This is a genomic window from Halomonas sp. C10-5 (assembly GCF_057169305.1).
Genome location: NZ_CP175665.1, coordinates 2,155,817 through 2,179,701, shown reverse-complemented (window position 1 = coordinate 2,179,701; position 23,885 = coordinate 2,155,817). Strand labels below are relative to the sequence as shown.

Genomic DNA, 23,885 nt, shown 5'->3' with positions numbered 1-23,885 from the left:
GTGATACATGCTTCTCTATCTGGCTGAACTCCTGGCGCAGTACTTCAGCGCCTTCAATGTCTTCGAATACCTCACGCTGAGGATGATCCTCGCCACCATCACTGCCCTGGTGCTCTGCCTTTGGCTCGGCCCGGTGATGATCCGCCGGCTGGTCGAAGGGCAGATCGGCCAGGCGGTGCGGGACGATGGTCCCCAGTCGCATCTCTCCAAGGCGGGCACCCCGACTATGGGCGGCGCCATGATCCTGATGGCCATCGCCGTCAGTACCCTGCTGTGGGGAGACCTGGCCAACCATTATGTGTGGGTCGTGCTGGCCGTGACCCTGGGCTTCGGTGCCATCGGGTGGGTCGATGATTACCGCAAGGTCGTGGAGAAGAATCCGCGCGGCCTGCCGGCTCGCTGGAAATACCTGTGGCAGTCGGTGATCGGCCTGGCGGCGGCGGTGCTGCTCTATGCCACCGCCGCCTCGCCGGTGGAGACCAGCCTGATCGTGCCGCTGTTCAAGGAGTTCGTGCTGCCGCTGGGGCTCTTCTACGTGGTGCTGGCCTACCTGGTGATCGTCGGCAGTTCCAACGCCGTCAACCTTACCGACGGCCTCGATGGCCTGGCGATCATGCCCACCGTGCTGGTGGCCATGGGGCTGGGGATCTTCGCCTATGCCAGCGGCAATGCGGTGTTTGCCGAGTACCTGCAGATTCCGGGGATTCCCGGGGCGGGTGAGCTCGCCGTGTTCTGTGCCACCATCGCCGGCGCCGGCCTGGGCTTCCTGTGGTTCAACACCTATCCGGCACAGGTGTTCATGGGCGACGTGGGGGCGCTGGCCCTGGGCGCGGCCCTCGGCGTGGTGGCAGTGATCGTGCGCCAGGAGATCGTGCTCTTCATCATGGGCGGTATCTTCGTGATGGAGACCGTCTCGGTGATCCTGCAGGTGGCTTCCTACAAGCTCACCGGTCGGCGCATCTTTCGCATGGCGCCGCTGCACCACCATTACGAGCTCAAGGGCTGGCCGGAGCCGCGGGTCATCGTGCGCTTCTGGATCATCACCGTGGTGCTGGTGCTGATCGGGCTGGCCACCCTCAAGGTGCGCTGATGGTACACGACGCGACCGCCACGCATGATGCCGTCATCCCGGTGCCCCCCGGCACCACCCTGGTGGTGGGGCTGGGGCTCTCCGGTCGCGCGATCTGTCGCCATCTGGCGCGGTTTGGCGTGCCCTTCATGGTCGCCGACACCCGCGAGGCGCCGCCCGGAGTGGATGACTTCCGGGCCGCCCATCCCGGGGTCGCGTTACACCTCGGCCCCCTCGATGCACTCGACCTCGAGGCGGTCGAGGAGGTGGTGCTGAGCCCCGGCATCGATCCGCACACGGCGGGGCTCGAGACGCTGTCCGGGCGGATCAATCCCGCCACCGGCGAGCCGCGACTGATCGGCGAGATCGCGCTCTTCGTGCGCGCGGCCCGAGCGCCAATCGCCGCCATCACCGGCTCCAATGCCAAGTCCACCGTGACGACGCTGGTCGGTGAGATGGCCCGTGAGGCGGGGGTGCGGGTGGCCGTGGGAGGCAACCTCGGTACCCCGGCTCTCGATCTGCTCGCCGAGGTGCCCGATGCCGGGCTCTACGTGCTGGAGCTTTCCAGCTTCCAGCTCGAGACCACGCCGCACCTGGGCGCCGAGAGCGCCGCCTTCCTCAACCTCTCCGAGGACCACCTGGACCGCCATGGCGACATGGCCGGCTATCGTGCCGCCAAGCTCGCCATCTTCCGGGGCGCACGCCACGCCGTGGTCAATGCCGACGATCCCCTGACCTGGCCTTCGAGCGATCTGCCCGTGGTCGATCGCTTCACCACCGGGCAGCCGCAGGGCGACGACTGGGGCGTGGCCAGCCGTGACGATGGTGACTGGCTGATGCATGGCGAGTTGGCGCTGATGCCTGTCGCCGCCATGCGCCTGGCAGGTCGTCACCACCAGGCCAATGCCTTGGCGGCCCTGGCCATGGGTCATCGGCTCGGCTTTCCGCTGGACGCCATGCGGGCGGTGCTCGAACGCTTCCCGGGGCTGCCCCACCGCAGCGAGCTGGTCGCCGAGGCGGGCGGCGTGCGCTGGATCAATGACTCCAAGGGCACCAACGTGGGTGCGACCCTGGCGGCCATCGCCGGGCTCGGACCCACCCTCGATGGCCGACTGATCCTGCTGGCCGGTGGCGTGGGCAAGGGCGCCGACTTCACGCCCCTGGCCGAGCCACTGGCGCGTTTCGGCCGCGAGGCGATCCTGTTCGGCGCCGATGCCGGGCGCCTCGAGGCGGCTCTCGCCGGGCACTTGCCGTTGACCCGGGTCGCCGACCTGGCTACGGCCCTGGCGCGGGCCGCGAGCCTTGCCGCCCCTGGAGATGCCGTGCTGCTCTCGCCGGCCTGCGCCAGCCTCGATCAGTTCCCCAACTATCTGGTGCGTGGCGATGCCTTTCGTGACTGGGTCCAACATCATCTGGCGCAGGAGGGGGCATGAGCCGTCTGGAAAGACTCCGTGAGGGCCTCTCGACCCGCGATCACCCCTTCGACGGCTGGCTGCTGGTGGCCGCCCTGGCGCTGCTGCTGATCGGCTGGGTGATGGTGACCTCCGCCTCCACCGGGGTGGCGGCGAGCCTGACCGGTAACCCCTGGTACTTCAGCATTCGTCACGGCATCTTCCTGCTGTTGGCGGTGGCGGTGGCGACCGGCGTGCTGCGCGTGCCGCTGGGCTGGTGGAGGGCCAACGGGCCTCTGCTGCTGCTGCTGGGGGTGCTGCTGCTAGCGCTGGTCCTATTGGTGGGTCGAGAGGTCAACGGCAGCAAGCGCTGGCTGTCGATTCCCGGTGTGCCCTTCAACCTGCAGGCCTCGGAACTCGCCAAGCTTTTCCTCATCGTCTACCTGGCAGGCTACCTGGAGCGTTTCCTGCCCCAGGTGCGTCGCCACTGGGGGGCCTTCCTGCGCCCGCTGGTAGTGCTTGGCCTGTATGGGGTCCTGCTGATCATGGAGCCCGACTACGGCGCCGTGGTGGTGTTGACCGGCTGCGTGATGGGCATGCTGCTGATGGCCGGTGCGCCCTGGGGGCGCTTCCTGCTGCTGGCGCTGCTGGTGGCCGCCGGAGGCGCCCTGCTGGCCATCGCCGAGCCCTACCGTTTGGCGCGACTGACCAGCTTCGTCGATCCCTGGGCCGACCAGTTCGCCAGCGGCTACCAGCTGACCCAGGCGCTCATCGCCTTCGGTCGCGGTGGGTGGCTGGGCGTGGGTCTGGGCAACAGCGTCCAGAAGCTCTTCTACCTGCCCGAGGCGCATACCGACTTCGTCTTTGCGGTGCTGGCCGAGGAGCTCGGGCTGCTGGGTGCGGTCTGCGTCATCGGGCTCTTCGCTCTGCTGGTGTGGCGTGCCATGGCGGTGGGGCGGCGTGCCGAGCTGGCGGGTCGAGCATTTTCCGCGTACCTCAGCTATGGCATCGCACTGGTGATCGGCGCCCAGGCATTCATCAATATCGCGGTGAGCAGCGGCATGCTGCCCACCAAGGGGCTGACCCTGCCGCTGCTCAGCTACGGCGGGTCCAGTCTGCTGGTATGTACCTGCATGGTGGCGATGCTGCTGCGCGTGGATATCGAGACGCGGCGTGAACAGCGGCGCCGCTCCCCAGCGGCCCCGCGTGTGGCTGCCGGCGCGCCCTCCCTGGCCAGACAAGGAGTCGAGCCATGAGCGAATCCATTCCCCGTCGGGCCCTGATCATGGCCGGGGGGACCGGCGGTCATGTGATCCCCGCGCTCTCCCTGGCCCGTGGCCTGCAGGCGCGCGGCGTGGAGGTGGCCTGGTTGGGTAGCCCGCGGGGCATCGAAAACCGCCTGGTGCCCGAGGCAGGCATTCCCCTCCATCGCATCGCCGTGGCCGGGTTGCGCGGCAACGGCGCGGCTGGCTGGCTGCTGGCGCCCTTCAACCTGAGCCGAGCGGTATGGCAGGCGTGGCGGGTGATCCGTGCCTTCGACCCCCAGCTGGTGGTAGGACTGGGCGGCTTCGCCAGCGGCCCCGGCGGGCTCGCCGCCTGGCTGTCGCGTCGCCCGCTGGTGATCCACGAACAGAACGCCGTGGCCGGGCTTACCAATCGCACCCTCGCGCGGCTGGCGCGGCGGGTCTATGCGGCCTTTCCCCAGGCATTCCAGGGCCGCGGTGAGGTGATCGGCAACCCGGTGCGCGACGAGATCGCGCGCCTGGGCGATGCGCCTCGCGGCAGTGACGAGATGGCCGGGCGTCCCCTGCGTCTGCTGGTGGTCGGCGGCTCGCTGGGCGCCCAGGCGTTGAACGAGGGCCTGCCGGCGGCCCTGGCTCGGCTGCCCGAGGAGCTCAGACCCGATGTTCACCACCAGGCCGGTCGTGACAAGGATGCCGCCACCCGTGATGCCTACGCACGGTTGGGCGTCGTCGCGCAGGTCACCGCCTTTATCGATGACATGGCTTCCGCGTACGCCTGGGCCGACCTGGTGGTGTGCCGGGCCGGGGCACTGACCGTGGCGGAGCTCGCCGCTGCGGCCAAGCCGGCGCTGTTCGTGCCCTTCCCGCACGCCGTGGACGACCACCAGACCGCCAATGCCAGGGCGCTGGTGGAGGAGGGCGCCGCTGAGCTGCTGCCCCAGAGAGAACTCAGTGCAGCGTCGCTGGCCGACCGGCTGGCGGCACTGCTCGACCCCGATACCCTCGCCACCATGGCGTCGCGGGCTCGCGCCTGCGCCCATCTCGACGCCGTCGAGCGCCTGGTGGCCGGCTGCATGGAGACAGGCTTTGAGCGATAGCAGATCACATCCGATGCCCGGCCAGGCCGAGCCCGCCCGCCATGGTCGCGGTCTGGGCATGCGCCGTATCCGCAACATCCACTTCGTGGGCATCGGCGGTGCCGGCATGTGCGGCATCGCCGAGGTGCTGGCCAACCAGGGCTACACCGTCAGCGGCAGCGACCTGCGCGAGTCGCCGGTGGTCGCGAGGCTGCGCCGCTGCGGGATCCGCGTGGCGATCGGTCATGCCGCCGAGCACGTTGCCGGCGCCGACGTGGTGGTGGTCTCCACCGCGGTGGACGATACCAACCCGGAAATCATCTGGGCCCATGAGCATCGTGTACCGGTGGTGCGGCGTGCCGAGATGCTTGCCGAGCTGATGCGCTTCCGCCATGGCATCGCCGTGGCCGGTACCCACGGCAAGACCACTACCACCAGCCTGACCGCGACGCTGCTCGGCGAGGGTGGGCTCGACCCCACCTTCGTGATCGGCGGTCGGCTGACCAGCGCCGGGACCAACGCACGGTTGGGGGAGGGCGACTACCTGGTGGCCGAGGCCGACGAGTCCGACGCCTCCTTCCTGCACCTGCAGCCCATGGTCTCCATCGTCACCAATATCGACGCCGACCACATGAGCACCTACGGCGGCGACTTCGAGCGACTCAAGGGCACCTTCATCGAGTTCCTGCACAACCTGCCCTTCTACGGACTGGCCATCCTGTGCATCGACGATGAGCATGTGCGCGGGCTGCTCGACCGCGTCAGCCGCCAGTTCGTCACCTACGGCTTCAGCGAGGATGCCGACTACCGTGTCGAGGACTTCGTCCAGGCAGAGGGTGAGGCGCGCTTCACCGCCCGCCGTCCCGGCGAACTGGCTCCCCTCGAGGTGAGGCTGGCCATGCCCGGCCGCCACAACGCCCTGAATGCCCTGGCCGCCATTGTCGTGGCCAGCGATGCTGGCGTGGATGACGCCGCCATCCTGCGTGGTCTGGCCGGCTTCCAGGGGGTAGGGCGCCGCTTCCAGGTCCATGGCCACTTCCCGGCTCCCGGTGGGGAAGGAGAGGTGATGCTGGTGGACGACTACGGCCACCATCCGCGCGAGGTGGAGATGGTGATCGAGGCGGTGCGTGCCGGCTGGCCCGAGCGGCGCCTGGTGATGCTCTATCAGCCCCACCGCTATACCCGCACCCGCGATCTCTACGAGGATTTCGTGCGGGTGCTGGGTGGGGTCGACACCCTGCTGCTGCTCGATGTCTACAGTGCCGGCGAAGCGACCATTCCTGGTGCCGAGGGGCGTACCCTGGCCGGCTCGATCCGCCAGCGCGGCGCCGTCGACCCGATCTTCGTTCAGGACAAGGCGGAGCTGCCCGAGCTGCTCAGACGCGTGCTCAGGCCCGGCGATATCCTGATCACCCAGGGGGCCGGTGATATCGGTGGCATCTCCCTGGCGCTGGCCGAGGCGGCGCTGGCATTCGAGGAGGTAACGCTATGAGTCTGGTAGCAGATCTGGGGCGCGTGGCGGTGCTCTTCGGTGGCAACTCCGCCGAGCGTGAGGTGTCGCTGAAGAGTGGACAGGCGGTACTTTCGGCGCTTACCCGCGCCGGTGTCGACGCCGTCGGCTACGATCCCGCCGATGGCGGACTGGTGGGGCTCGAGGCGCTGGCCCCAGATCGCGTGTTCATCGCCCTGCACGGGCGTGGCGGCGAGGACGGCACCCTGCAGGGAGCGCTCGAACTCCTGGGCATTCCCTATACCGGCAGCGGCGTGCTGGCGTCGGCGCTGGGCATGGACAAGCAGCGCACCAAGCTGGTGTGGCAGGCACTCGGCATGCCCACCCCCGAGGCGGAGATGCTGGGACCGGAAGCTGACTGGCAGGCCGTGGTCGGGCGCCTGGGGTTGCCGCTGATCGTCAAGCCGGTTCACGAAGGCTCGACACTGGGCATCAGTGTGGTGGAAAGCGCCGAGGCGCTGGCCGAGGCCTACCACGAGGCGGCGCGTTTCGATGCCCGGGTGATGGCTGAACGCTTCGTGAAGGGTGAGGAGTACACGGTGTCGCTGCTCGGCGACGAGGTGTTGCCGGCGATCCGCGTGGAGGCCGCCGGTGGTTTCTACGATTACGAGGCCAAGTACCTTTCCGACGAGACCCTCTACCACCTGCCCTGCGGGCTGGGGGAGAGCGACGAGGCCGAGCTGGGTGAGCTCTGCCGCCAGGCCTTCGCCGCGGTGGGTGGCGAGGGCTGGGGGCGTGTCGACGTGATGCGCGATGCCCAGGGACGCTTCTGGCTGATCGAGGTCAACACCTCCCCGGGCATGACCGACCATAGCCTGGTTCCCCAGGCCGCGGCCCATGTCGGCATCGACTTCGAGGCACTGGTGCTGCGTATCCTCGCCGCTACCCTGGAGAGTCGTTCGGCATGAGCCAGCGCGGTGGATGGCTAGGCGTGCTGCTGCTGGTGGTGCTGTTCGGTGCAGGCGGTAGGGCGCTTTGGTTATGGCTCGACCGCCCCCTCGAGCGCGTCTCGATCGGCGGTGACCTGGAGCACGTCAGCGCCGAATACCTGCGCAGCGAGCTGACGCCGCTGTTACGTGGTCACACTTGGCTGTCGGTGGATGTCGCCGAGCTGCGAGAGCAGGCTCTGGCGGTGGAGTGGATCGCCGAGGCACGCGTCAGTCGCGAATGGCCCAATGCCCTGACCCTGGAGCTGGTGGAACAGGTGCCCGTGGCACGCTGGAACGACGACTATTTGCTCAATCCAGAGGGGGAGCCCTTCGCCCTCGGCCCGGTGTCGCCTCCCGGCGACCTTCCCGATCTCGCCGGTCCCCGCGGGAGCGGTGCCGAGGTGCTCGCCTACCATGAGCGCCTCGCCACTCGCTTCGCCGAACTGGGGCTCGAGCTGACCCAACTGCGCCTGGAGCCGCGTGGCGCCTGGCGCTTCCAGCTCGATGACGGCGTCTGGGTCATGCTGGGACGCAGCGACCGCGAGGGGCGCCTGGCGCGCCTGACCGCTGCCTGGCGTCGACAGCTGGAGGAGCAGGCGTCGCATATCCGCTACATCGACCTTCGATACCCCAACGGGGTGGCTGTGGCATGGCACGGCGAAAGCGATCCTCTCGAGCAGGATGGCAAGGAGGAGGGCTGAGCTCATTTTCCGGTGAAACACGCATGGCAAAGGGCATACGCCTGTTTCTTTCACGACAAAATCGCCGTATCGTGGGAGGGCTTTTTCGTTCCGGGGTGGAGGAATACGCTCAGTTGTTCCTATAATTGGCCCCAGGTTCATTTTCGTGATGCAGGCCCGGCAAGCGGGCCAGGTTCGAGGAGACTCCCCGACTCATGGCAGGTCCATCCAATGCGTCCAATATGGTAGTCGGGCTGGATATCGGAACGTCCAAGGTGGTGGCGATCGTGGGGCAGCCCACCGATGACGGTGGCATCGAGATCGCCGGTATCGGCTCGCATCCCTCCCGTGGCATGAAGAAGGGAGTGGTGATCAATATCGAATCCACGGTGCAGTCGATTCAGCGTGCCGTGGAAGAAGCGGAACTGATGGCCGGCTGCGACATCCACTCGGTCTATGTGGGGGTCGCGGGCAGCCATATCAGTTCCATGAACTCCGATGGCGTGGTGGCGATCAAGGAGCGCGAGGTCACCCCTTCGGATATCGACCGCGTGATCGACTCGGCCCGCGCCCGGGCCATCTCCGAAGGGCAGCGGGTGCTGCACGTGCTCCCCCAGGAGTTCGCCATCGATGCCCAGGGAGGCATCCGCGAGCCGCTGGGCATGTCTGGTGTGCGCCTGGAGGCGCGAGTCCATCTGGTCACCGCGGCACTCAATGCGGTACAGAACATCGAGAAGTGTGTGCGCCGCTGCGGACTGGAGGTCGACGCCATCATTCTCGAGCAGCTCGCCTCCAGCATGGCGGTGCTTACCGAGGATGAGCGCGAGCTCGGGGTTTGCATGGTCGATATCGGTGGTGGTACCACCGATATCGCGGTGTTCACCGAGGGTGCCATTCGCTACACCGCGGTGATCCCCATCGCCGGCGACCAGGTCACCAACGACATCGCCATGGCGCTGCGCACACCGACCCAGCATGCGGAAGAGATCAAGGTCAAGTATGCCTGTGCGCTGACCCAGCTGGCCGCTAGCGACGAGATGATCAAGGTGCCCAGCGTCGGCGACCGTCCGGCGCGCGACCTCTCGCGCCAGGCTCTCGCCGAGGTAGTCGAGCCGCGCTACGAGGAGCTCTTTACCCTGGTTCGCGACGAGCTGCGCCGCAGCGGTTACGAGGACCTGGTGGCCGCCGGTGTGGTGCTGACCGGTGGTACCGCCCGCATGGAGGGTGTAGTGGAGCTGGCCGAGGAGATCTTTCACATGCCGGTGCGCATCGCCTGCCCGCAGAACGTGCGCGGGCTGGCCGATGTGGTGCGCAACCCGATTTATTCGACCGGAGTCGGTTTGTTACATTACGCTCTACAAGAGACACGGCAGGGGCACGGTCGACAGGCACAGGGCAGCATGATGTCCGCACAGTCCCGGCGCGAGGACACCGCACGTCGCGGTGACAGGGAAGGACTCTCGGCGCTGACGAGGCTGAAGGGCTGGTTGAAAGGAAATTTCTGACAGGATCGCCAGCGGCGGTTCAGGAGACGGGGCAAATGTTTGAACTGGTAGATAGCGCACCCTCAAGCAGCGCGGTCATCAAGGTGATCGGCGTGGGCGGCGGCGGCGGCAATGCCGTCAACCACATGGTCGAGAGCAGCATCGAGGGCGTGGAGTTCATCTGCGCCAATACCGATGCCCAGGCCCTCAAGCGAGTGGCGGCCAAGACCGTGCTCCAGCTCGGCAACGAGATCACCAAGGGGCTGGGAGCCGGTGCCAACCCCGAGGTGGGGCGCCAGGCCGCCATGGAGGATCGCGAGCGCATCGCCGAGCTGCTCGAGGGTGCCGACATGGTGTTCATCACTGCCGGCATGGGCGGCGGCACCGGTACCGGGGGAGCCCCGGTAGTGGCCCAGGTGGCCAAGGAGCTGGGCATCCTTACCGTGGCTGTGGTGACCCGCCCCTTCCCCTTCGAGGGACCCAAGCGCATGCGCGCCGCCGAGGAGGGCATGCGCGAGCTCTCGGAGCACGTCGATTCGCTGATCACCATCCCCAACGAGAAGCTGCTATCGGTGCTGGGCAAGAGCGCCAGTCTGCTCTCCGCCTTCAGTGCCGCTAATGATGTCCTGCTGGGGGCCGTGCAGGGGATCGCCGAGCTGATCACCAGCCCCGGCATCATCAACGTCGACTTCGCCGACGTACGCACCGTGATGTCCGAGATGGGCATGGCGATGATGGGCACGGGCAGTGCCACCGGCGAGAACCGCGCCCGCGAGGCCGCCGAGAAGGCCATCCGCAGCCCGCTGCTGGAGGACATCGACCTCCACGGCGCCCGCGGTATCCTGGTCAATATCACCGCCGGCCCGGACCTCTCCATCGGCGAGTTCAACGATGTGGGTGCCACCGTCCAGGAGTTCGCCTCCCAGGATGCCACCATCGTGGTGGGTACCTCCATCGATATGGAGCTGACCGACGAGCTGCGCGTCACCGTGGTGGCCGCCGGTCTCGAGGGTGCCCAGAAGAAGGCATCGAGCCGCGAGAGTGCCAAGCGGGTCGAGGCGGGCGGCGACTACCGTCGCAGTGCCCAGCCGGGTATCGCTGCACGGCAGTCCTCCGCCGCGGCGGCCCGTACCGAGCCCGAGGAGGCCCCCAAGCCGCGCCCCGAGAAGCGCCGCTCCCAGGAGCTCGATGACTACCTCGATATTCCGGCGTTCCTGCGTCGTCAGGCCGATTGAGGCAGGCTATCGGGGCCATGTGCCGCACCGAACGAGCTTTCTTTGTTGAAACGCTCGTTTGGTGCTATAGTGAACACTGTTTGATAATCCGATAACCGCCTGGCCACTGCCCATGATCAGACAACGCACCCTGAAGAACGTCATCCGCGCCACCGGCGTCGGCCTGCATTCCGGCAAGAAGGTCTACATGACCTTGAGGCCGGCGCCCGTGGATAGCGGCATCATCTTCGTGCGCACCGACCTGAATCCCGAGGTGCAGATTCCGGCCCGTGCGGAACTGGTGACCGATACCACCCTGTGCACAGCCCTGACCCATGCCGGCGCTAAAGTCGCCACCGTGGAGCACCTGATGTCGGCGCTGGCCGGGCTGGGTATCGACAACGCCTATGTGGATCTCAGTGCCGCTGAGGTGCCGATCATGGATGGCAGCGCCGGCCCCTTCGTGTTCCTGATCCAGTCAGCGGGGATCAGCGAGCAGAACGCCCCCAAGAAGTTCATGCGAATCAAGCGCGAGCTGACGGTGCGTGATGGCGACAAGGAAGCCACCTTCCGCCCCCACAAGGGCTTCAAGGTAGGCTTCTCCATCGACTTCGACCATCCGGTGTTCGAGAGCCAGACCCAGACCGCCGCCGTGGACTTCTCCACCACCTCCTTCGTCAAGGAGGTGTCGCGGGCGCGCACCTTCGGCTTCATGCGTGACCTGGAGTATCTGCGCTCCAACAACCTGGCGCTGGGTGGCAGCCTGGACAACGCCATCGTCGTGGACGACTACCGTATCGTCAACGAGGGCGGGTTGCGCTACGACGACGAGTTCGTCAAGCACAAGGTGCTCGATGCCATCGGTGATCTCTACCAGCTGGGCTACAGCCTGATCGGCGAATTCCATGGCGTGAAGTCCGGACATGCCCTGAACAATCAGCTGTGTCGCGCCCTGATGGCCCAGCCCGATGCCTACGAGATCGTCACCTTCGAAGACGAGAGCGAGGTCGCCCCGATTTCCTATGCCGCTCCCGCCATGGCCTGACCGCATGGACTGCGTCCGTGAGCTGTAAGTCATAAGCTTTAAGCTGTAAGAGAACCGCCCCCGTGGTCATGCCACGGGGGCGGTTTGCTTTATGCCGCGCTCCAGCTGACAGCTTACGGCTCGTCCTTGCGTTCGGCATGGGAGGCGAGCCGCTCCAGGGCTTCCCTGAGCCTTGGGTCCTCGGTATCGGCGGCGCAGCTGGAGATCTCGTCGGCGGCCCGTGTCGGCAGGTGGCGGACCTGGCGTAGCGGTGCCTTGGGTGGGCGCACGGGCCTGACCTTTAGGTTGAACCCCTGGACCGCCTCGAAACCGGGCAACTCGTGCAGCAGTTCCAGCAGGCGAGGCTGTTCATAGCGCAGTCGGGTCAACCAGGCGGCACCATCGGCGATCAGGGTCAGCTTGCCGTCGCGAAAGCCGCCGACGTGCAGATGCTCGGCAAGCTCCTCGGGCAGGTGGGCGCGCAGGTGTGCCTGGGCGAGGTCGATCAGTCGCGCCATCCGCATCAGCGAGCCGAGTTCGCCGCGCCCTGCCAGCAGCCGGGACATGGGCTGGGCGCGAAAGCGCTTAACCTTTATACTCATGGGCTTGACTCTCTCGTCCCGCGCCAGGCGGGCCAGACGATGAACGCGATGGGCCTTCAGCGCCCGTCAGACTAGCACGCCCGGGAGCCCCTCGACAGCATGGCCGTGACCCTCAGCCACTCGCCAGCCCCCCCCGCCAGGCCCGCGCCATCGCGGCGTCATGCGCGCTGGTGGCTGGCCGGCCTGCTGGTGAGCTGCCTGCTCCCTGCTGGCCTTGCCCAGGGTGACCTGACGCGGCAGGCCGAGCGGCTGGTTCAGGTGTGCATCCTGGCCCCGGCGCTGATTCGAGCCAGCTCGCGGCTCAAGGCGCGCCGTCGGATGCGGGGCTGGCCGCTGCTGCGGCGGGCCAGCGTGACACCTAGTGGCGGCATGCCCGCACTTCCACGTGTGGCCATCCTGCAGGCCACCGCCGCCCATGACGTCCTGACCCGCCGCGGTCCTCCCCCTGCGTGGGCAAGCTGAACCCCTGACCATGGCCGGCCGCCCCGGGCGGCCGGCGCTATGCCATACGCAGATGACGGACACTTCATGATCAATTCCCTGTTACGCAAGGTCGTCGGCTCCAAGAACGACCGCGAAGTCAAACGCATGAGCCGCCAGGTCGAACGCGTCAATGTGCTCGAGAATGAGCTCGAAGGACTCGACGATGCGGCCCTCGCGTCGCGCACCGATGCCTTCCGCGAACGCCTGGCGGGAGGCGAGGCACTGGATGCCCTGCTGCCCGAGGCCTTCGCCACGGTGCGCGAGGCCAGCAAGCGGGTCATGGGTATGCGCCACTTCGATGTCCAGATGGTCGGCGGGATGACCCTGCACAATGGCCGCATCGCCGAGATGAAGACCGGCGAGGGCAAGACCCTGGTGGCGACCCTGGCGGTCTATCTCAACGCCCTGCCCGGCAAGGGCGTGCATGTGGTGACCGTCAACGATTACCTGGCGCGGCGAGACGCCCAGTGGATGCGCCCCCTCTACGAGTTCGTCGGGCTCAGCGTCGGTGTCATCTACGCCGGCCAGACACCCGAGGAGAAGCGTGCCGCCTACGCCTGCGACATCACCTACGGCACCAACAACGAGTTCGGTTTCGACTACCTGCGTGACAACATGGCCTTCTCCCTGGAGGACAAAGTCCAGCGTGGCCTCCACTACGCCATCGTCGACGAGGTGGACTCGATCCTGATCGACGAGGCGCGTACCCCGTTGATCATCTCCGGGGCGGTCGACGAGAATACCGAGCTTTACCGTGTGGTGGACCGCCTGGCTACCCACCTGGTCCCCTGCGAGGATCCGGAGGATCCCGCCAGCGGTGACTTCACCCTGGACGAGCAGCACAAGCAGGTGGAGATCACCGAGAACGGCCACCATCGGGTGGAGGGGCTGATGCGCGAGCAGGGGTTGCTGGGCGAGGAGGATTCCCTCTACGCCGCCCAGAACCTCAATCTGCTGCAGCATATGCACTCGGCGCTGCGCGCCCGCCATCTCTACCACAAGGATGTCGACTATATCGTCAGCGACGGTCAGGTGGTGATCGTCGACGAGCACACCGGCCGTACCATGCCCGGCCGGCGCTGGTCCGAGGGCCTGCACCAGGCGGTGGAGGCCAAGGAGGGTGTGACCGTCCAGCGCGAGAGCCAGACCCTGGCCTCCACTACCTTCCAGAACTATTTCCGCCTCTACGAGAAGCTGGCGGGGATGACCGGTACCGCCGACACCGAGGCCTTCGAGTTCCGCCAGATCTACGGTCTGGACGTGGTGGTGATCCCCACTAACAAGCCGCTGATCCGCCGCGACCTCAATGATCTGGTCTACCTCACCGCCGAGGAGAAGTACGAGGCGATCATCGAGGACGTCAAGGCCGAGACCGAGGCGGGTAGGCCGGTGCTGGTGGGTACCGCCTCCATCGAGACCTCAGAGTACCTGGCCAACCTGATGAAGAAGGGCGGCCTCAAGTTCAACGTACTCAATGCCAAGCAGCACCAGAGCGAGGCCGAGATCATCGCCCAGGCCGGCCGCCCGGGGGCCGTCACCATTGCCACCAACATGGCCGGTCGTGGTACCGATATCGTGCTGGGCGGCAACTGGGAAGCCGAGGCGGCGAAGCTGGAGGACCCCAGTGCCGCGCAGATCGAGCAGCTCAAGGCCGAGTGGCAGGCCCGCCACGAGGCGGTACTCGAGGCCGGCGGCCTGCACGTGATCGGTTCCGAGCGCCACGAGTCGCGGCGCATCGACAACCAGCTGCGCGGTCGCGCCGGGCGCCAGGGTGATCCGGGCTCGACCCGCTTCTTCCTGTCGCTGGAAGACAACCTGATGCGTCTGTTCGGCTCTGACCGGGTGCAGCGCATGATGAAGGCGCTGGGTCTCGAGCACGGCGAGGCGATCGAGCACAAGATGGTGTCGAATGCCGTGGAGCGCGCCCAGAAGAAGGTCGAGAGTCGCAACTTCGATATCCGCAAGCAGCTGCTCGAGTATGACGACGTGGCCAACGACCAGCGTCGCGTGATCTACGAGCAGCGCAACGAGGTGCTCGCCGCCGAAGAGGTATCCGCCGCGGTGGCCGGCATCCGTGAGGAGGTCATGGACCTCGCCATCAGTGACTATGTGCCGCCCCAGAGCCTGCCCGAGCAATGGGACCTGCCCGGGCTTCAGGACTACCTCAAGTCCGAATTCAACCTGGATGCGCCGGTGGTGCAGTGGTCCAAGGAGGATGAGCGTTTTCATGAGGAGCAGCTGCGCGAGCGCCTGCAGACCCTTCACCGCGAGGCCTACGAGGCCAAGGTGGAGCAGGCCGGCGCCGAGCTGATGCGTCGCTTCGAGAAGCAGGTGATGCTGCAGGTGCTGGATACCCGCTGGAAGGAGCACCTGCAGTCCATGGATCACCTGCGTCGTGGGATCCACCTGCGCGGCTATGCCCAGAAGAATCCCAAGCAGGAGTACAAGCGCGAGGCCTTCGAGCTGTTCCAGAACCTGCTGGCCAATATCAAGGCCGACGTGACGCGCATCCTCAGCCATGTACAGGTGCGGCGTCCGGAGGAGGTCGAGGAGCTGGAGCGCCAGCGTCGCGAGGCTCTGGAGCGCGAGAAGGCTACCGCGGCGAGTCGCCACGATGCGCCCGAAGCTGCCCGGGATGACGATGACGAGGCACCGGTGGCACCGGGGGCCGATGGTCGTCCGCTGCGCCGCGAAGGGCCCAAGGTGGGACGCAATGATCCCTGTCCCTGCGGCTCCGGCAAGAAGTACAAGCAGTGCTGCGGCAAGCTGAGCTGAACATGGCCTTTGGCCCATGCAAGAGGAGACGAGACGATGGCAGTGGGTGACGCAAGCTTTCCCGCGATGCCGGCGATTCCCGGCATTCGGCTGGGCACCGCCATGGCGGGCATCAAGAAGCCTGGCCGCCGGGACCTGGTGGTGATCGAGAGTCCCGAGGGGGCCCGCATGGCGGGGGCCTTCACCCGCAATGCCTTCTGCGCGGCTCCGGTGACGGTAGCCCGGGAGCACCTGGCGAGCGGCGAGGCACCACGCTATCTGGTGATCAATACCGGCAACGCCAATGCCGGTACCGGTGAGATCGGGCTGCGCGACGCCCGCGCCAGCTGTGCCGAACTGGCCAGGCTGGCCGGAGTGAACGCGCAGAGCGTGTTGCCGTTCTCCACCGGGGTGATCGGTGAGCCGCTGCCCATGGAGCGGCTGCTGGCCGGCCTGCCTGCGGCGCTGGACAGCCTCGACGAAGGTGCCGAGGCGTGGCATCAGGCCGGAGAGGGGATCCTGACCACCGATACCCGTGCCAAGGGCGCCAGCGTGACCCTGGAGATCGCCGGGGAGCGAGTGGTCATCAATGGCATCGCCAAGGGTTCGGGGATGATCCAGCCCAACATGGCCACCATGCTGAGCTTCGTGGCCACCGATGCCAGCCTCGAGCAGGAGCTCCTCGACGGGCTGCTGCGCGAGACCGTCGAGCGCTCCTTCAACTGCATCACCGTGGATGGTGACACCTCCACCAACGACGCCTGCGTGCTGATCAGCACCCAGCGCGGCCCGCAGGTGGAAGGCGAGGAGGCGATCGCCATCTTCCGCAATGGCCTGCAGCGGGTGATGACCGAGCTGGCCCAGGCGATCATTCGTGACGGTGAAGGCGCCACCAAGTTCGTGACCCTTCAGGTCGATGGTGCTACCAGTCGGCAGGAGGCACTCGACGTGGCCTTCACGGTGGCCAACTCGCCGCTGGTCAAGACGGCACTGTACGCCTCGGATGCCAACTGGGGGCGGATACTCGCCGCGGTGGGGCGTGCGCCGGTGGCCGACTTTGACGTGTCGCGGGTTACCATTGACCTGGGCGAGGTGCGCCTGGTGGAAGGTGGCGGGCGTGCCCCGGGCTATACCGAGGAGGCCGGCAGCGCGGTGATGGCGCGCGAGGAGATACCTATCCGCATCGCGCTCGACCGCGGAGGGGAGAGTGCCACGGTGTGGACAACCGACCTCTCCCATGACTATGTCAGCATCAATGCCGACTACCGCAGCTGAGCGTCGGCATACTGCCAGATCCGGGCTATCCGGTCAGACACAGACCCCGCGCCGCGGTGCGCGGAAACGTTGGAAGGGTTAATGAACGCAATGGTCAAGAGAAGGGTGCACGTGGCGGCGGCGGCCATCATCAGTGCCGACGGGCGCGAAGTGCTGATCGCTCGGCGGCCCAGTAACGTCGATCACGGTGGGCTCTGGGAGTTTCCTGGTGGCAAGCTGGCCCCCTACGAGACGGGCCTGGGTGGGCTAAAGCGTGAGCTCCACGAGGAGCTGGGCGTGGAGATCCAGCGTGCCCAGCCGCTGATCCGCATCCACCACGAGTATCCCGACAAGCATATCCTGCTCGATGTATGGCAGGTCCATGAATTCTCCGGTGAACCCTTCGGTCGCGAGGGTCAGGCGGTGCGTTGGGTGCCGATGAAGGACCTGGTCAACTACCCCTTCCCTGCGGCCAACCTGCCGATCCTTCGCGCGGTGATGCTGCCCACCGAGTACCTCATCTCCGGCGAGGAGGAGGACGATGCTCTGTTTGCCCAGCGCCTCGAGCGCGCCCTGGTGGAGGATGGCGTACGCCTGGTGCAACTGCGCGCCAAGACGCTGGAGGAGGTCGCCTATCGGGAGCGTGCACAGGCGGCGCTCTCGCTCTGCCGGGAGCATGGCGCCCGCCTGCTGCTCAACGGCGAGCCGGAGCTTCTCGAGGCGGTCGACGCCGACGGCATCCACCTCACCAGTGAGCGGCTGATGCAACTGGAACGTCGTCCGATCGCCGAGGGGAAGTGGCTTTCCGCCTCCACCCATGACCGCCGCCAGCTCGACCAGGCCGGCCGGCTGGGCTGTGACTTCGTGACTCTCTCTCCGCTGCGCACCACGCCGTCGCATCCCGACGTGCCGCCCGTGGGCTGGCACGACTTCCAGGAGCTGGTAGAGCGCGCCGCCATGCCGGTCTTCGCGCTGGGTGGCATGACCCGTCATGACGCCAACCACGCCCGTGCCGTGGGCGCCCAGGGGGTCGCCTCGATCCGCGACTTCTGGAAGTGATGCCTCGCCGAGCCACTCGGCAGCCCTGAACGACTCGCCCCGCCAAATGGCGGGGCGAGTCGCGTGTGGCGCTCGAGATGCCGCTCAGCGCGGACGGGAGATGGGGGCGCCTACTGCCTGGCGGCTCTCCTGCCAGGCGAAGTAGAGGAACAGCGCGCCCATCACCAGGTAGCCGAGGGTGTAGTCGCCGGCGGCATTGAAGGCGAGTTTAGGCGCGTGCATCAGCCCCACGAAGGAGAATCCGGCCGCGACGGCGGCAAAGGCGGCGGCACGTCGGAACTGGTGATCGATCACCGCCACCGTCATGGCCCCGAGGAAGATCGCCGTGAACATGGCTCCTTGGCCCAGGGGCACCACCCCGCTGGAGATGCCGGCCACGGTCTCTTCGGCGGCGCGGTTGAAGCGGGTCATCACGTAGTTGGCGAAATAGGGCAGCATGGCCAGGGCCACCGCCGGATAGTAGCGGGTATCGTTGGACTGGAAGGCGGTGGCGATCATCGACATGCCGACGAACACCAGGATCGGCGCTACCACCGAGACCGGTATGATGGCGGCGAGTGCCGCGATCAGGCCGAACATGGTGGCCAGGGCATAGACCGCGCCGTTGAGGATGCTGTAGCCGCGACCCGCGCCCATCCACTTGGCGCCCACGGTGGCGATATAGACGGTGGTCGGGAAGACGCCGCCGAACAGGGCGCCGAGCATGGTGCCCACGCCGTCCACGGCCTGGCACTCGCGAACGTCGTACTTGTCGCCGGCGGCCTCCATGGCCTCGACGTTGTTCATGGTCTCGATGGCGTTGTACAGCGTGATCGGCAGCACCACGGTAAGTACCGCCAGCATGCCGGTGAACAGCAGCCCCAGGCCCTCGAACCAGGCCAGGTTGGGCAGCAGCGGGTAGAAGCCCAGGTGGGTGAAGGCATCGCTGAAGCGCTCGCCACCGGCGTCGCCGATCAGGTAGGCCATGGCGGTGCCCACCACGATGGCGAACAGCGAGGCGGGCAGGCGGAAGGGCATCGCCACCCGGGCCACCAGGCCGACGATGATGATCGCCAGCACCAGCAGGCCGATCACCGGCATCTCCAGGGTCTTGAACAGCATCTCGCCGGCGATAAAGGTCAAGGCAACACCAGCGACTGCCCCCAGCATCGCCGCCCGCGGCAGGTGGTACTGCACCCAGCGGCCGATCAGGCTTATTACCGCCTCGATGGCACCGCTGATGAAGCAGGCGGCCACCGCAACCTTCCAGGCCAGCTCGGCATCGCCGGTGAGCTGCTTGGCCGGCAGCAGCACGCCGAACAGGAAGACGAACATCACCGGGGTCGAGATGCCGTAGGAGAGGGCGGTGACGTCGGCACGGTTCTCCTTGCGGGCCAGGCGCGCCGCACTCCAGGCGTAGTAGAAGTTGCCCACCATCACAGCCACGGCGGCACCGGGCAGCACCTGGCCGAAGACGATCGATGCCGGGAACTCCATGCCCAGCATGGTGATGGCGATGATCACGAAGTTGGCGATGTTGTTCTGGAACAGGGCGAAGAAGGCGTCGGTGTCCTCCTTCTTGAACCAGGGATAGTGCACTGGGGAGTGTGCAGGGGAAGCCGCCATGGGAAAGCCTCTTGGTTGTAGGGTAGTTGGAACAAGGCCGAGAGGCAGTCTGGTCGATACCTGACTGATCGGTCAATCAGCGCTGTTCCACGGGCGCCACGCGGCGCCCCGGGCCCCGGCGGCAATGGACTCGATGGGTCTGGAAGGCGGGGATTCTACCCCAAACGCAGACGCCCGGGCAGGGCCCGGGCGTCTTGACTGGCTTGCATGGCGGCGATCAGTTGACCGCGGCGACCGCCTTGGCCAGGTAGGGCAGGTTCTCGTGGGAGAAGCCCGCCACGTTGGCGCGGCCGGAGCGCACCATGTAGATGCCGAACTCGTCGCGCAGGCGGTCGACCTGCTCCGGCGTCAGACCGGTGTAGCTGAACATGCCGCGCTGCTCGGCGATATGTGCATACTTCTGGTCCAGGCCGTAGGGCTTGAGGGCCTCGACGAAGTCGCGACGCAGGGTGTTGATGCGGTCGCGCATCTCGGTGAGCTCCTCGCGCCAGATGGCGGCGAGCTCGGCGGAGTTCAGGATCTCGCTGACGATGGCCCCGCCGTGGGCCGGCGGGTTGGAGTAGTTCTCGCGGGCCACGATGGCAATCTGGGAGCGCACGTTCTCCATCTGCTCGGCGTCCTTCGCCACCATGATCAGGCAGCCGGTGCGCTCGCAGTAGATGCCGAAGTTCTTTGAGCAGGAGCTGGTGATGATCACCTCGTCGAGATTCTCGGCCAGCAGGCGCACCCCGTAGGCGTCCTCGTCCAGGCCTTCGCCGAAGCCCTGGTAGGCAAAGTCCACCAGCGGCAGCAGGCGACGCTCACGCAGCACCTCGAGCACGGTCTGCCACTGCTCACGGGACAGGTCGAAACCGGTGGGGTTGTGGCAGCAGGCGTGCAGCACCACGACATCGCCCTCGGGGATCTGCTTGAGGGCCGCGAGCATGCCGTCGAAGTCGAGGCGGTTGTCGGCGTCCACATAGGGGTACTTGTGCAGCTCGATGCCGGCGGCAGTAAAGATGCCGTGATGGTTGGGCCAGGTGGGGTCGGAGACCCAGATACCCTTGCCGGGCAGCTTCTTGGCTATGAAGTCTGCCGCCAGACGCAGGGCGCCGGTGCCGCCGGGCGACTGGGTGGCGCTGGCGCGACCGGCCTCGAGTACCGGAGAGGCCTCGCCCAGGACCATGGGCAGGATCACCGCGCCATACTCCGGCGCCCCGTGGGAGCCGATGTAGGTCTTGGTGGTCTCGTTCTTGAGCAGCAGGGCCTCGGCTTCCTTGACGGCGCGCATTACAGGGGTGTTGCCCTGGGCGTCCTTGTAGACCCCGACGCCGAGATCGACCTTCTGAGGATTGGTGTCCTTCTTGAAGGCCTCGATCAGACCGAGGATGGCATCCCCGGGAACCCGCTCAATGTGTTCGAACATTTATTTCGCTACCTCGTCGGTTCTGGCGGCAAGAATGAAGTCGTTCCTGTGCAGGCCCTTGATCTTGTGTGACCACCAGGTCACGGTGACCTTTCCCCATTCGGTCAGCAGGGCCGGGTGATGATCCGCCTGCTCGGCGAGCTCACCGACGCGTTGGGTGAAGGCCAGCGCCTGCCGGAAGTCGGGGAAGGTGAAGACCCGCTCGAGCTTCATGATGCCATCGCGCTCGACGATCTGCCACTCGGGCACCTCGGCGCCGAGTGCCTTGACCTCCTCCTCGGTGACCGTCGGGGCGCCGACGCGGCAGGCCTCGCAGGACTCTCTGGAAAGCTGGCTCATGGTCGTCTCCTAGTCGGGGATTCACTCCGAAAGGTCGTGCAGGCGGCGCGAGGCGTCAAGCGTTGCAGCGTATGCCAGCCGCTGTCACTCTCAAGAGGCATGCCTTATGCCTGAAGGGAGTTGGAATGCCCGACACTGCAAGCGACTCACTTCCCCTCTGGCTCAAGTTCGCCTTCACCGCCTGGATCGTCGCCTGGGCGCCCACCTTCTGGCTCTTGTTGGGGCCCCAGAACTACTTCTGGCTGTGCAACCTGGCCAACTTCCTGATCCTGGTGGGGCTGTGGCGTGAGAGCCGCCTGCTGCTCTCCATGCAGTGGCTGGCGGTGGCCTTGGTCGGGACGCTGTGGGCGCTGGACGTGGGGACCGCGGCGCTGATCGGCTGGCACCCCATCGGCGGCACCGAGTACATGTTTGACGGCGAGGAGCCGCTGCTGACCCGGCTGCTATCGCTCTATCACCTGATCCTGCCGGCGGTTGCGGGGCTCTCGGCCTGGCAGCTGGGCTATGAGCCACGCGCCCTGGTCTGGCAGACGGGGCTCACCTGGCTGGTGATCCCGGCCAGCTTCCTGCTCACCGACCCCTCGCGCAACGTCAACTGGACCCGAGGCCCCTTCGGCAGCGAGCCCCAGACCCTGGTGGACCCGCTGCTCTACCTTGTCGCCCTGATGGGCCTCTGGCCACTGCTGCTCTTCCTGCCCGTTCACCTGCTGATGCGCGCCCTGCAGCGCCGGGGGCTACTGCGCTGAATCACTCGCGCCATGCACGGCCAGCCACTCGCGCACCTCGGCGTAGGGGGTTCCCTCCAGAGCGCCGAAGCCTGCCAGCCGGCGTGCCTTGAGACGGGTGAACAGTGGCGTGGTTATACCGCACAGGAAGCGTGCCAGCAGGTCCGGAGTGTCTGGGTGTCCGTCGCCCTGGTCGGCCAGACGCGTGCGGAACTCGCCGAGGAGTTCGTCGGGATGGCGACCCGTCAGCGGGGCACGTTCGGCGGCCGGCGGCAACCGGGCGGGCTGCCCACGACAGGCCGAGCAGTGGCCGCATTGTTCCGGTGCGCGGTCATCGCCGAACCACTCGGCCAGGCGGCGGCTCAGGCAGCGCTCGCTTTCGAAGAGTTCGAGCATGGCATGCAGGCGAGTGATCTCGGCGCCCTCCTTGTCGCGAAAATAGCCGTGGAGCTCGTCGCTCAATGCCTGAGGGTCGAGCTCGGGCTGCTCGACCTCATAAACCTCGGTGAGCTGGCGACTCTGCAGCTCGAGCCAGCCCTTGTCGACGAAGTAGTCCAGCGCGGTGATCACCCGGCTGCGAGTGGTGTCCAGGCCACGCTCCCGGCCCAGGGCCTCCAGGCTGGCGAAATCCAGTTCGTGCCAGGTGCGTGCCTTGCGGGAGGCGTCGAGGATTGTCTGGACGAAGGCCTGACGCTCGCCCTGGAAGCGGGCGACCAGGCTCTCGGGTTCGCACAGCAGCTTGAAGCGGTAGTCGGCGAAGTAGGCGTGGTGCGGGCGCAGGATGCCGCGCAGCTCGAGCTGCACCAGCAGGGTCTTGAGCGGCAGCGGCCGGATGTTGGCATGCTGCGAAAGTGCGTTGAGGGTCAGCTCCCAGCGCGGCCCGGCGGCGCGTAGCTCGTCGATCACCCGGCGGATACCGTGCTGCTCCGGGGTGTCGCCGTAGATGAAGGTCTCCAGCACACCGAGGGTGTCGCGGCCGGCCAGCATCAGGCACTCGGAGGGCTTGCCGTCGCGCCCGGCACGGCCGATCTCCTGGCTGTAGTTCTCGATGGACTTGGGCAGGTCGAAGTGGACCACGGCGCGGATATTGGCCTTGTCGATGCCCATGCCGAAGGCGATGGTGGCGACGATGCAGTCACTGTGGCCAGCCATGAAGTCGCGCTGGATCGCCTCGCGCCGCTCGGCGTCGAGGCCTGCATGGTAGGCGGTGGCGGTGATGCCGGCCTTGCCCAGGTAGCCGGCGAGTCGCTCGGCGGTCTGCTGCAGGGTGACGTAGACGATGGTGGGGAAGGGGGCATCGCCCCGGCGCTCCTTGAGCCAGGTGGCCAGGGCGCGGGGGCGGGTGTCGGCGGGCACCGGTGCCACCGTCAGGTCGAGGTTCTCTCGGTAGAAGCCGGTGGCGGTGACATCGGAGGCCTCGATGGAGAAGCGTTCGCGCATGTCGTCGATCACCCGCGGGGTGGCGGTGGCGGTGAGCAACAGCGCCTGGGGGATACCGAACTCGCGCTGGTAGTCGGGGAGCTTGAGGTAGTCGGGGCGGAAGTTGTGGCCCCATTCGGAGATGCAGTGGGCCTCGTCGACCACCATCAGCGAGATCGGCACCCGGCGGATGAAGGCGCGGAAGCGCTCGTTCTTGAGGCGCTCCACCGAGATCATCAGGATGCGGATCTCGCCCCGCTCGACGCCGGCCATGACCGCGGCGGCCTCCTCGCGGCTCTGCCCGGAGTCGATGCTGGCCGCGGGGATGCCGTGGCGCGCAAGAAAGGCGAGCTGGTCCTGCATCAGCGCCAGCAACGGCGAGATTACCAGGGTCAGGTGGGGTAGATGCAGGGCGGGCAGCTGGTAGCAGAGCGACTTCCCGGAGCCCGTGGGGAAGATCGCCGCCGCCGAGCGCCCGGCCACCACGGCTTCGATCACCGGGCGTTGACCGGGGCGAAAATCGGGGTAGCCGAAGACGCGCTGGAGGGTCTCGTCGATCATGATGCGATCAGTTTTTCATGGATGTATGTCCAGTATAGCCGATCCCGACCGGGAATGT

The 23,885-nt window shown here is 66.9% G+C and carries 20 protein-coding genes; 15 read left to right on the top strand and 5 right to left on the bottom strand.

Annotated features, from left to right (window positions below):
* Positions 1 to 7 precede the first annotated feature (7 nt).
* From mraY to lpxC, 10 genes are all read left to right on the top strand, one after another.
* The gene (gene mraY, locus ACJ7IV_RS10155) at positions 8 to 1,090 is read left to right on the top strand and encodes a phospho-N-acetylmuramoyl-pentapeptide-transferase (RefSeq protein WP_483864283.1); all 1,083 of its coding nucleotides are present in this window, start codon (positions 8 to 10) and stop codon (positions 1,088 to 1,090) included.
* Positions 1,090 to 2,502 carry a UDP-N-acetylmuramoyl-L-alanine--D-glutamate ligase gene (gene murD / locus ACJ7IV_RS10150; RefSeq protein WP_483864282.1) on the top strand — a complete coding sequence of 471 codons (1,413 nt, stop codon included), beginning with the start codon at positions 1,090 to 1,092 and terminating at the stop codon, positions 2,500 to 2,502. The genes mraY and murD overlap by 1 nt, the downstream gene beginning before the upstream one ends.
* Positions 2,499 to 3,716, top strand: coding sequence for a putative lipid II flippase FtsW (gene ftsW, locus ACJ7IV_RS10145; protein WP_483864281.1), 1,218 nt, complete (start codon positions 2,499 to 2,501; stop codon positions 3,714 to 3,716). The genes murD and ftsW overlap by 4 nt, the downstream gene beginning before the upstream one ends.
* Positions 3,713 to 4,801, top strand: a complete 1,089-nt coding sequence (gene murG, locus ACJ7IV_RS10140; protein WP_483864280.1) for an undecaprenyldiphospho-muramoylpentapeptide beta-N-acetylglucosaminyltransferase — start codon at positions 3,713 to 3,715, stop codon at positions 4,799 to 4,801. Before ftsW ends, murG begins: the two co-directional genes overlap by 4 nt.
* Positions 4,802 to 4,814: 13 nt before the next feature.
* On the top strand, positions 4,815 to 6,272 hold the full coding sequence (gene murC, locus ACJ7IV_RS10135) for a UDP-N-acetylmuramate--L-alanine ligase (RefSeq protein WP_483866574.1): 1,458 nt from the start codon (positions 4,815 to 4,817) through the stop codon (positions 6,270 to 6,272).
* Positions 6,269 to 7,198, top strand: a complete 930-nt coding sequence (locus tag ACJ7IV_RS10130; protein ID WP_483864279.1) for a D-alanine--D-alanine ligase — start codon at positions 6,269 to 6,271, stop codon at positions 7,196 to 7,198. Before murC ends, ACJ7IV_RS10130 begins: the two co-directional genes overlap by 4 nt.
* Positions 7,195 to 7,920 carry a cell division protein FtsQ/DivIB gene (locus ACJ7IV_RS10125; protein WP_483864278.1) on the top strand — a complete coding sequence of 242 codons (726 nt, stop codon included), beginning with the start codon at positions 7,195 to 7,197 and terminating at the stop codon, positions 7,918 to 7,920. Before ACJ7IV_RS10130 ends, ACJ7IV_RS10125 begins: the two co-directional genes overlap by 4 nt.
* A gap of 194 nt (positions 7,921 to 8,114) precedes the next feature.
* On the top strand, positions 8,115 to 9,404 hold the full coding sequence (gene ftsA / locus ACJ7IV_RS10120) for a cell division protein FtsA (RefSeq protein ID WP_483864277.1): 1,290 nt from the start codon (positions 8,115 to 8,117) through the stop codon (positions 9,402 to 9,404).
* A 35-nt stretch (positions 9,405 to 9,439) separates the two neighbouring features.
* Entirely contained in the window at positions 9,440 to 10,618 is a 1,179-nt protein-coding gene (gene ftsZ / locus ACJ7IV_RS10115; RefSeq protein WP_483864276.1) for a cell division protein FtsZ, read from the top strand.
* A gap of 112 nt (positions 10,619 to 10,730) precedes the next feature.
* On the top strand, positions 10,731 to 11,642 hold the full coding sequence (gene lpxC, locus ACJ7IV_RS10110) for a UDP-3-O-acyl-N-acetylglucosamine deacetylase (protein ID WP_483864275.1): 912 nt from the start codon (positions 10,731 to 10,733) through the stop codon (positions 11,640 to 11,642).
* A 113-nt stretch (positions 11,643 to 11,755) separates the two neighbouring features.
* On the opposite strand, the gene ACJ7IV_RS10105 is transcribed toward lpxC, so the two are convergent.
* Positions 11,756 to 12,223 (bottom strand): DciA family protein, encoded by a 468-nt coding sequence (locus ACJ7IV_RS10105; protein ID WP_213313079.1) that lies wholly within the window; start codon positions 12,221 to 12,223, stop codon positions 11,756 to 11,758.
* A 99-nt stretch (positions 12,224 to 12,322) separates the two neighbouring features.
* Between ACJ7IV_RS10105 and ACJ7IV_RS10100 the strand changes: the two genes are divergently transcribed.
* The 4 genes from ACJ7IV_RS10100 (at position 12,323) to ACJ7IV_RS10085 (ending at position 17,773) form a co-directional block, all read left to right on the top strand.
* Positions 12,323 to 12,685 (top strand): hypothetical protein, encoded by a 363-nt coding sequence (locus ACJ7IV_RS10100; RefSeq protein WP_483864274.1) that lies wholly within the window; start codon positions 12,323 to 12,325, stop codon positions 12,683 to 12,685.
* Positions 12,686 to 12,751: 66 nt separating this feature from the next.
* Complete coding sequence (gene secA, locus ACJ7IV_RS10095; protein WP_483864273.1) at positions 12,752 to 15,481, top strand: preprotein translocase subunit SecA; 2,730 nt, start codon at positions 12,752 to 12,754, stop codon at positions 15,479 to 15,481.
* 36 nt (positions 15,482 to 15,517) lie between these two features.
* Entirely contained in the window at positions 15,518 to 16,735 is a 1,218-nt protein-coding gene (argJ, locus tag ACJ7IV_RS10090) for a bifunctional glutamate N-acetyltransferase/amino-acid acetyltransferase ArgJ (RefSeq protein WP_483864272.1), read from the top strand.
* A gap of 81 nt (positions 16,736 to 16,816) precedes the next feature.
* Complete coding sequence (locus ACJ7IV_RS10085) at positions 16,817 to 17,773, top strand: Nudix family hydrolase (RefSeq protein ID WP_483864271.1); 957 nt, start codon at positions 16,817 to 16,819, stop codon at positions 17,771 to 17,773.
* Between the two features lie 84 nt (positions 17,774 to 17,857).
* Here the strand turns inward: ACJ7IV_RS10085 and ACJ7IV_RS10080 are convergent, their stop codons facing one another.
* From ACJ7IV_RS10080 to ACJ7IV_RS10070, 3 genes are all read right to left on the bottom strand, one after another.
* Positions 17,858 to 19,378 carry an NCS2 family permease gene (locus ACJ7IV_RS10080; RefSeq protein ID WP_483864270.1) on the bottom strand — a complete coding sequence of 507 codons (1,521 nt, stop codon included), beginning with the start codon at positions 19,376 to 19,378 and terminating at the stop codon, positions 17,858 to 17,860.
* 217 nt (positions 19,379 to 19,595) lie between these two features.
* Complete coding sequence (locus ACJ7IV_RS10075) at positions 19,596 to 20,783, bottom strand: amino acid aminotransferase (RefSeq protein WP_483864269.1); 1,188 nt, start codon at positions 20,781 to 20,783, stop codon at positions 19,596 to 19,598.
* Positions 20,784 to 21,122 carry a 4a-hydroxytetrahydrobiopterin dehydratase gene (locus ACJ7IV_RS10070; protein ID WP_282040455.1) on the bottom strand — a complete coding sequence of 113 codons (339 nt, stop codon included), beginning with the start codon at positions 21,120 to 21,122 and terminating at the stop codon, positions 20,784 to 20,786.
* A 125-nt stretch (positions 21,123 to 21,247) separates the two neighbouring features.
* Here ACJ7IV_RS10070 and ACJ7IV_RS10065 point away from each other — a divergent pair, with 125 nt between their 5' ends.
* Positions 21,248 to 21,868, top strand: coding sequence for a hypothetical protein (locus tag ACJ7IV_RS10065; protein WP_483864268.1), 621 nt, complete (start codon positions 21,248 to 21,250; stop codon positions 21,866 to 21,868).
* Here ACJ7IV_RS10065 and ACJ7IV_RS10060 read toward each other — a convergent pair.
* Positions 21,857 to 23,827 (bottom strand): RecQ family ATP-dependent DNA helicase, encoded by a 1,971-nt coding sequence (locus ACJ7IV_RS10060; protein ID WP_483864267.1) that lies wholly within the window; start codon positions 23,825 to 23,827, stop codon positions 21,857 to 21,859. The two genes, ACJ7IV_RS10065 and ACJ7IV_RS10060, sit on opposite strands and share 12 nt — an antisense overlap.
* Between the last annotated feature and the right edge of the window lie 58 nt (positions 23,828 to 23,885).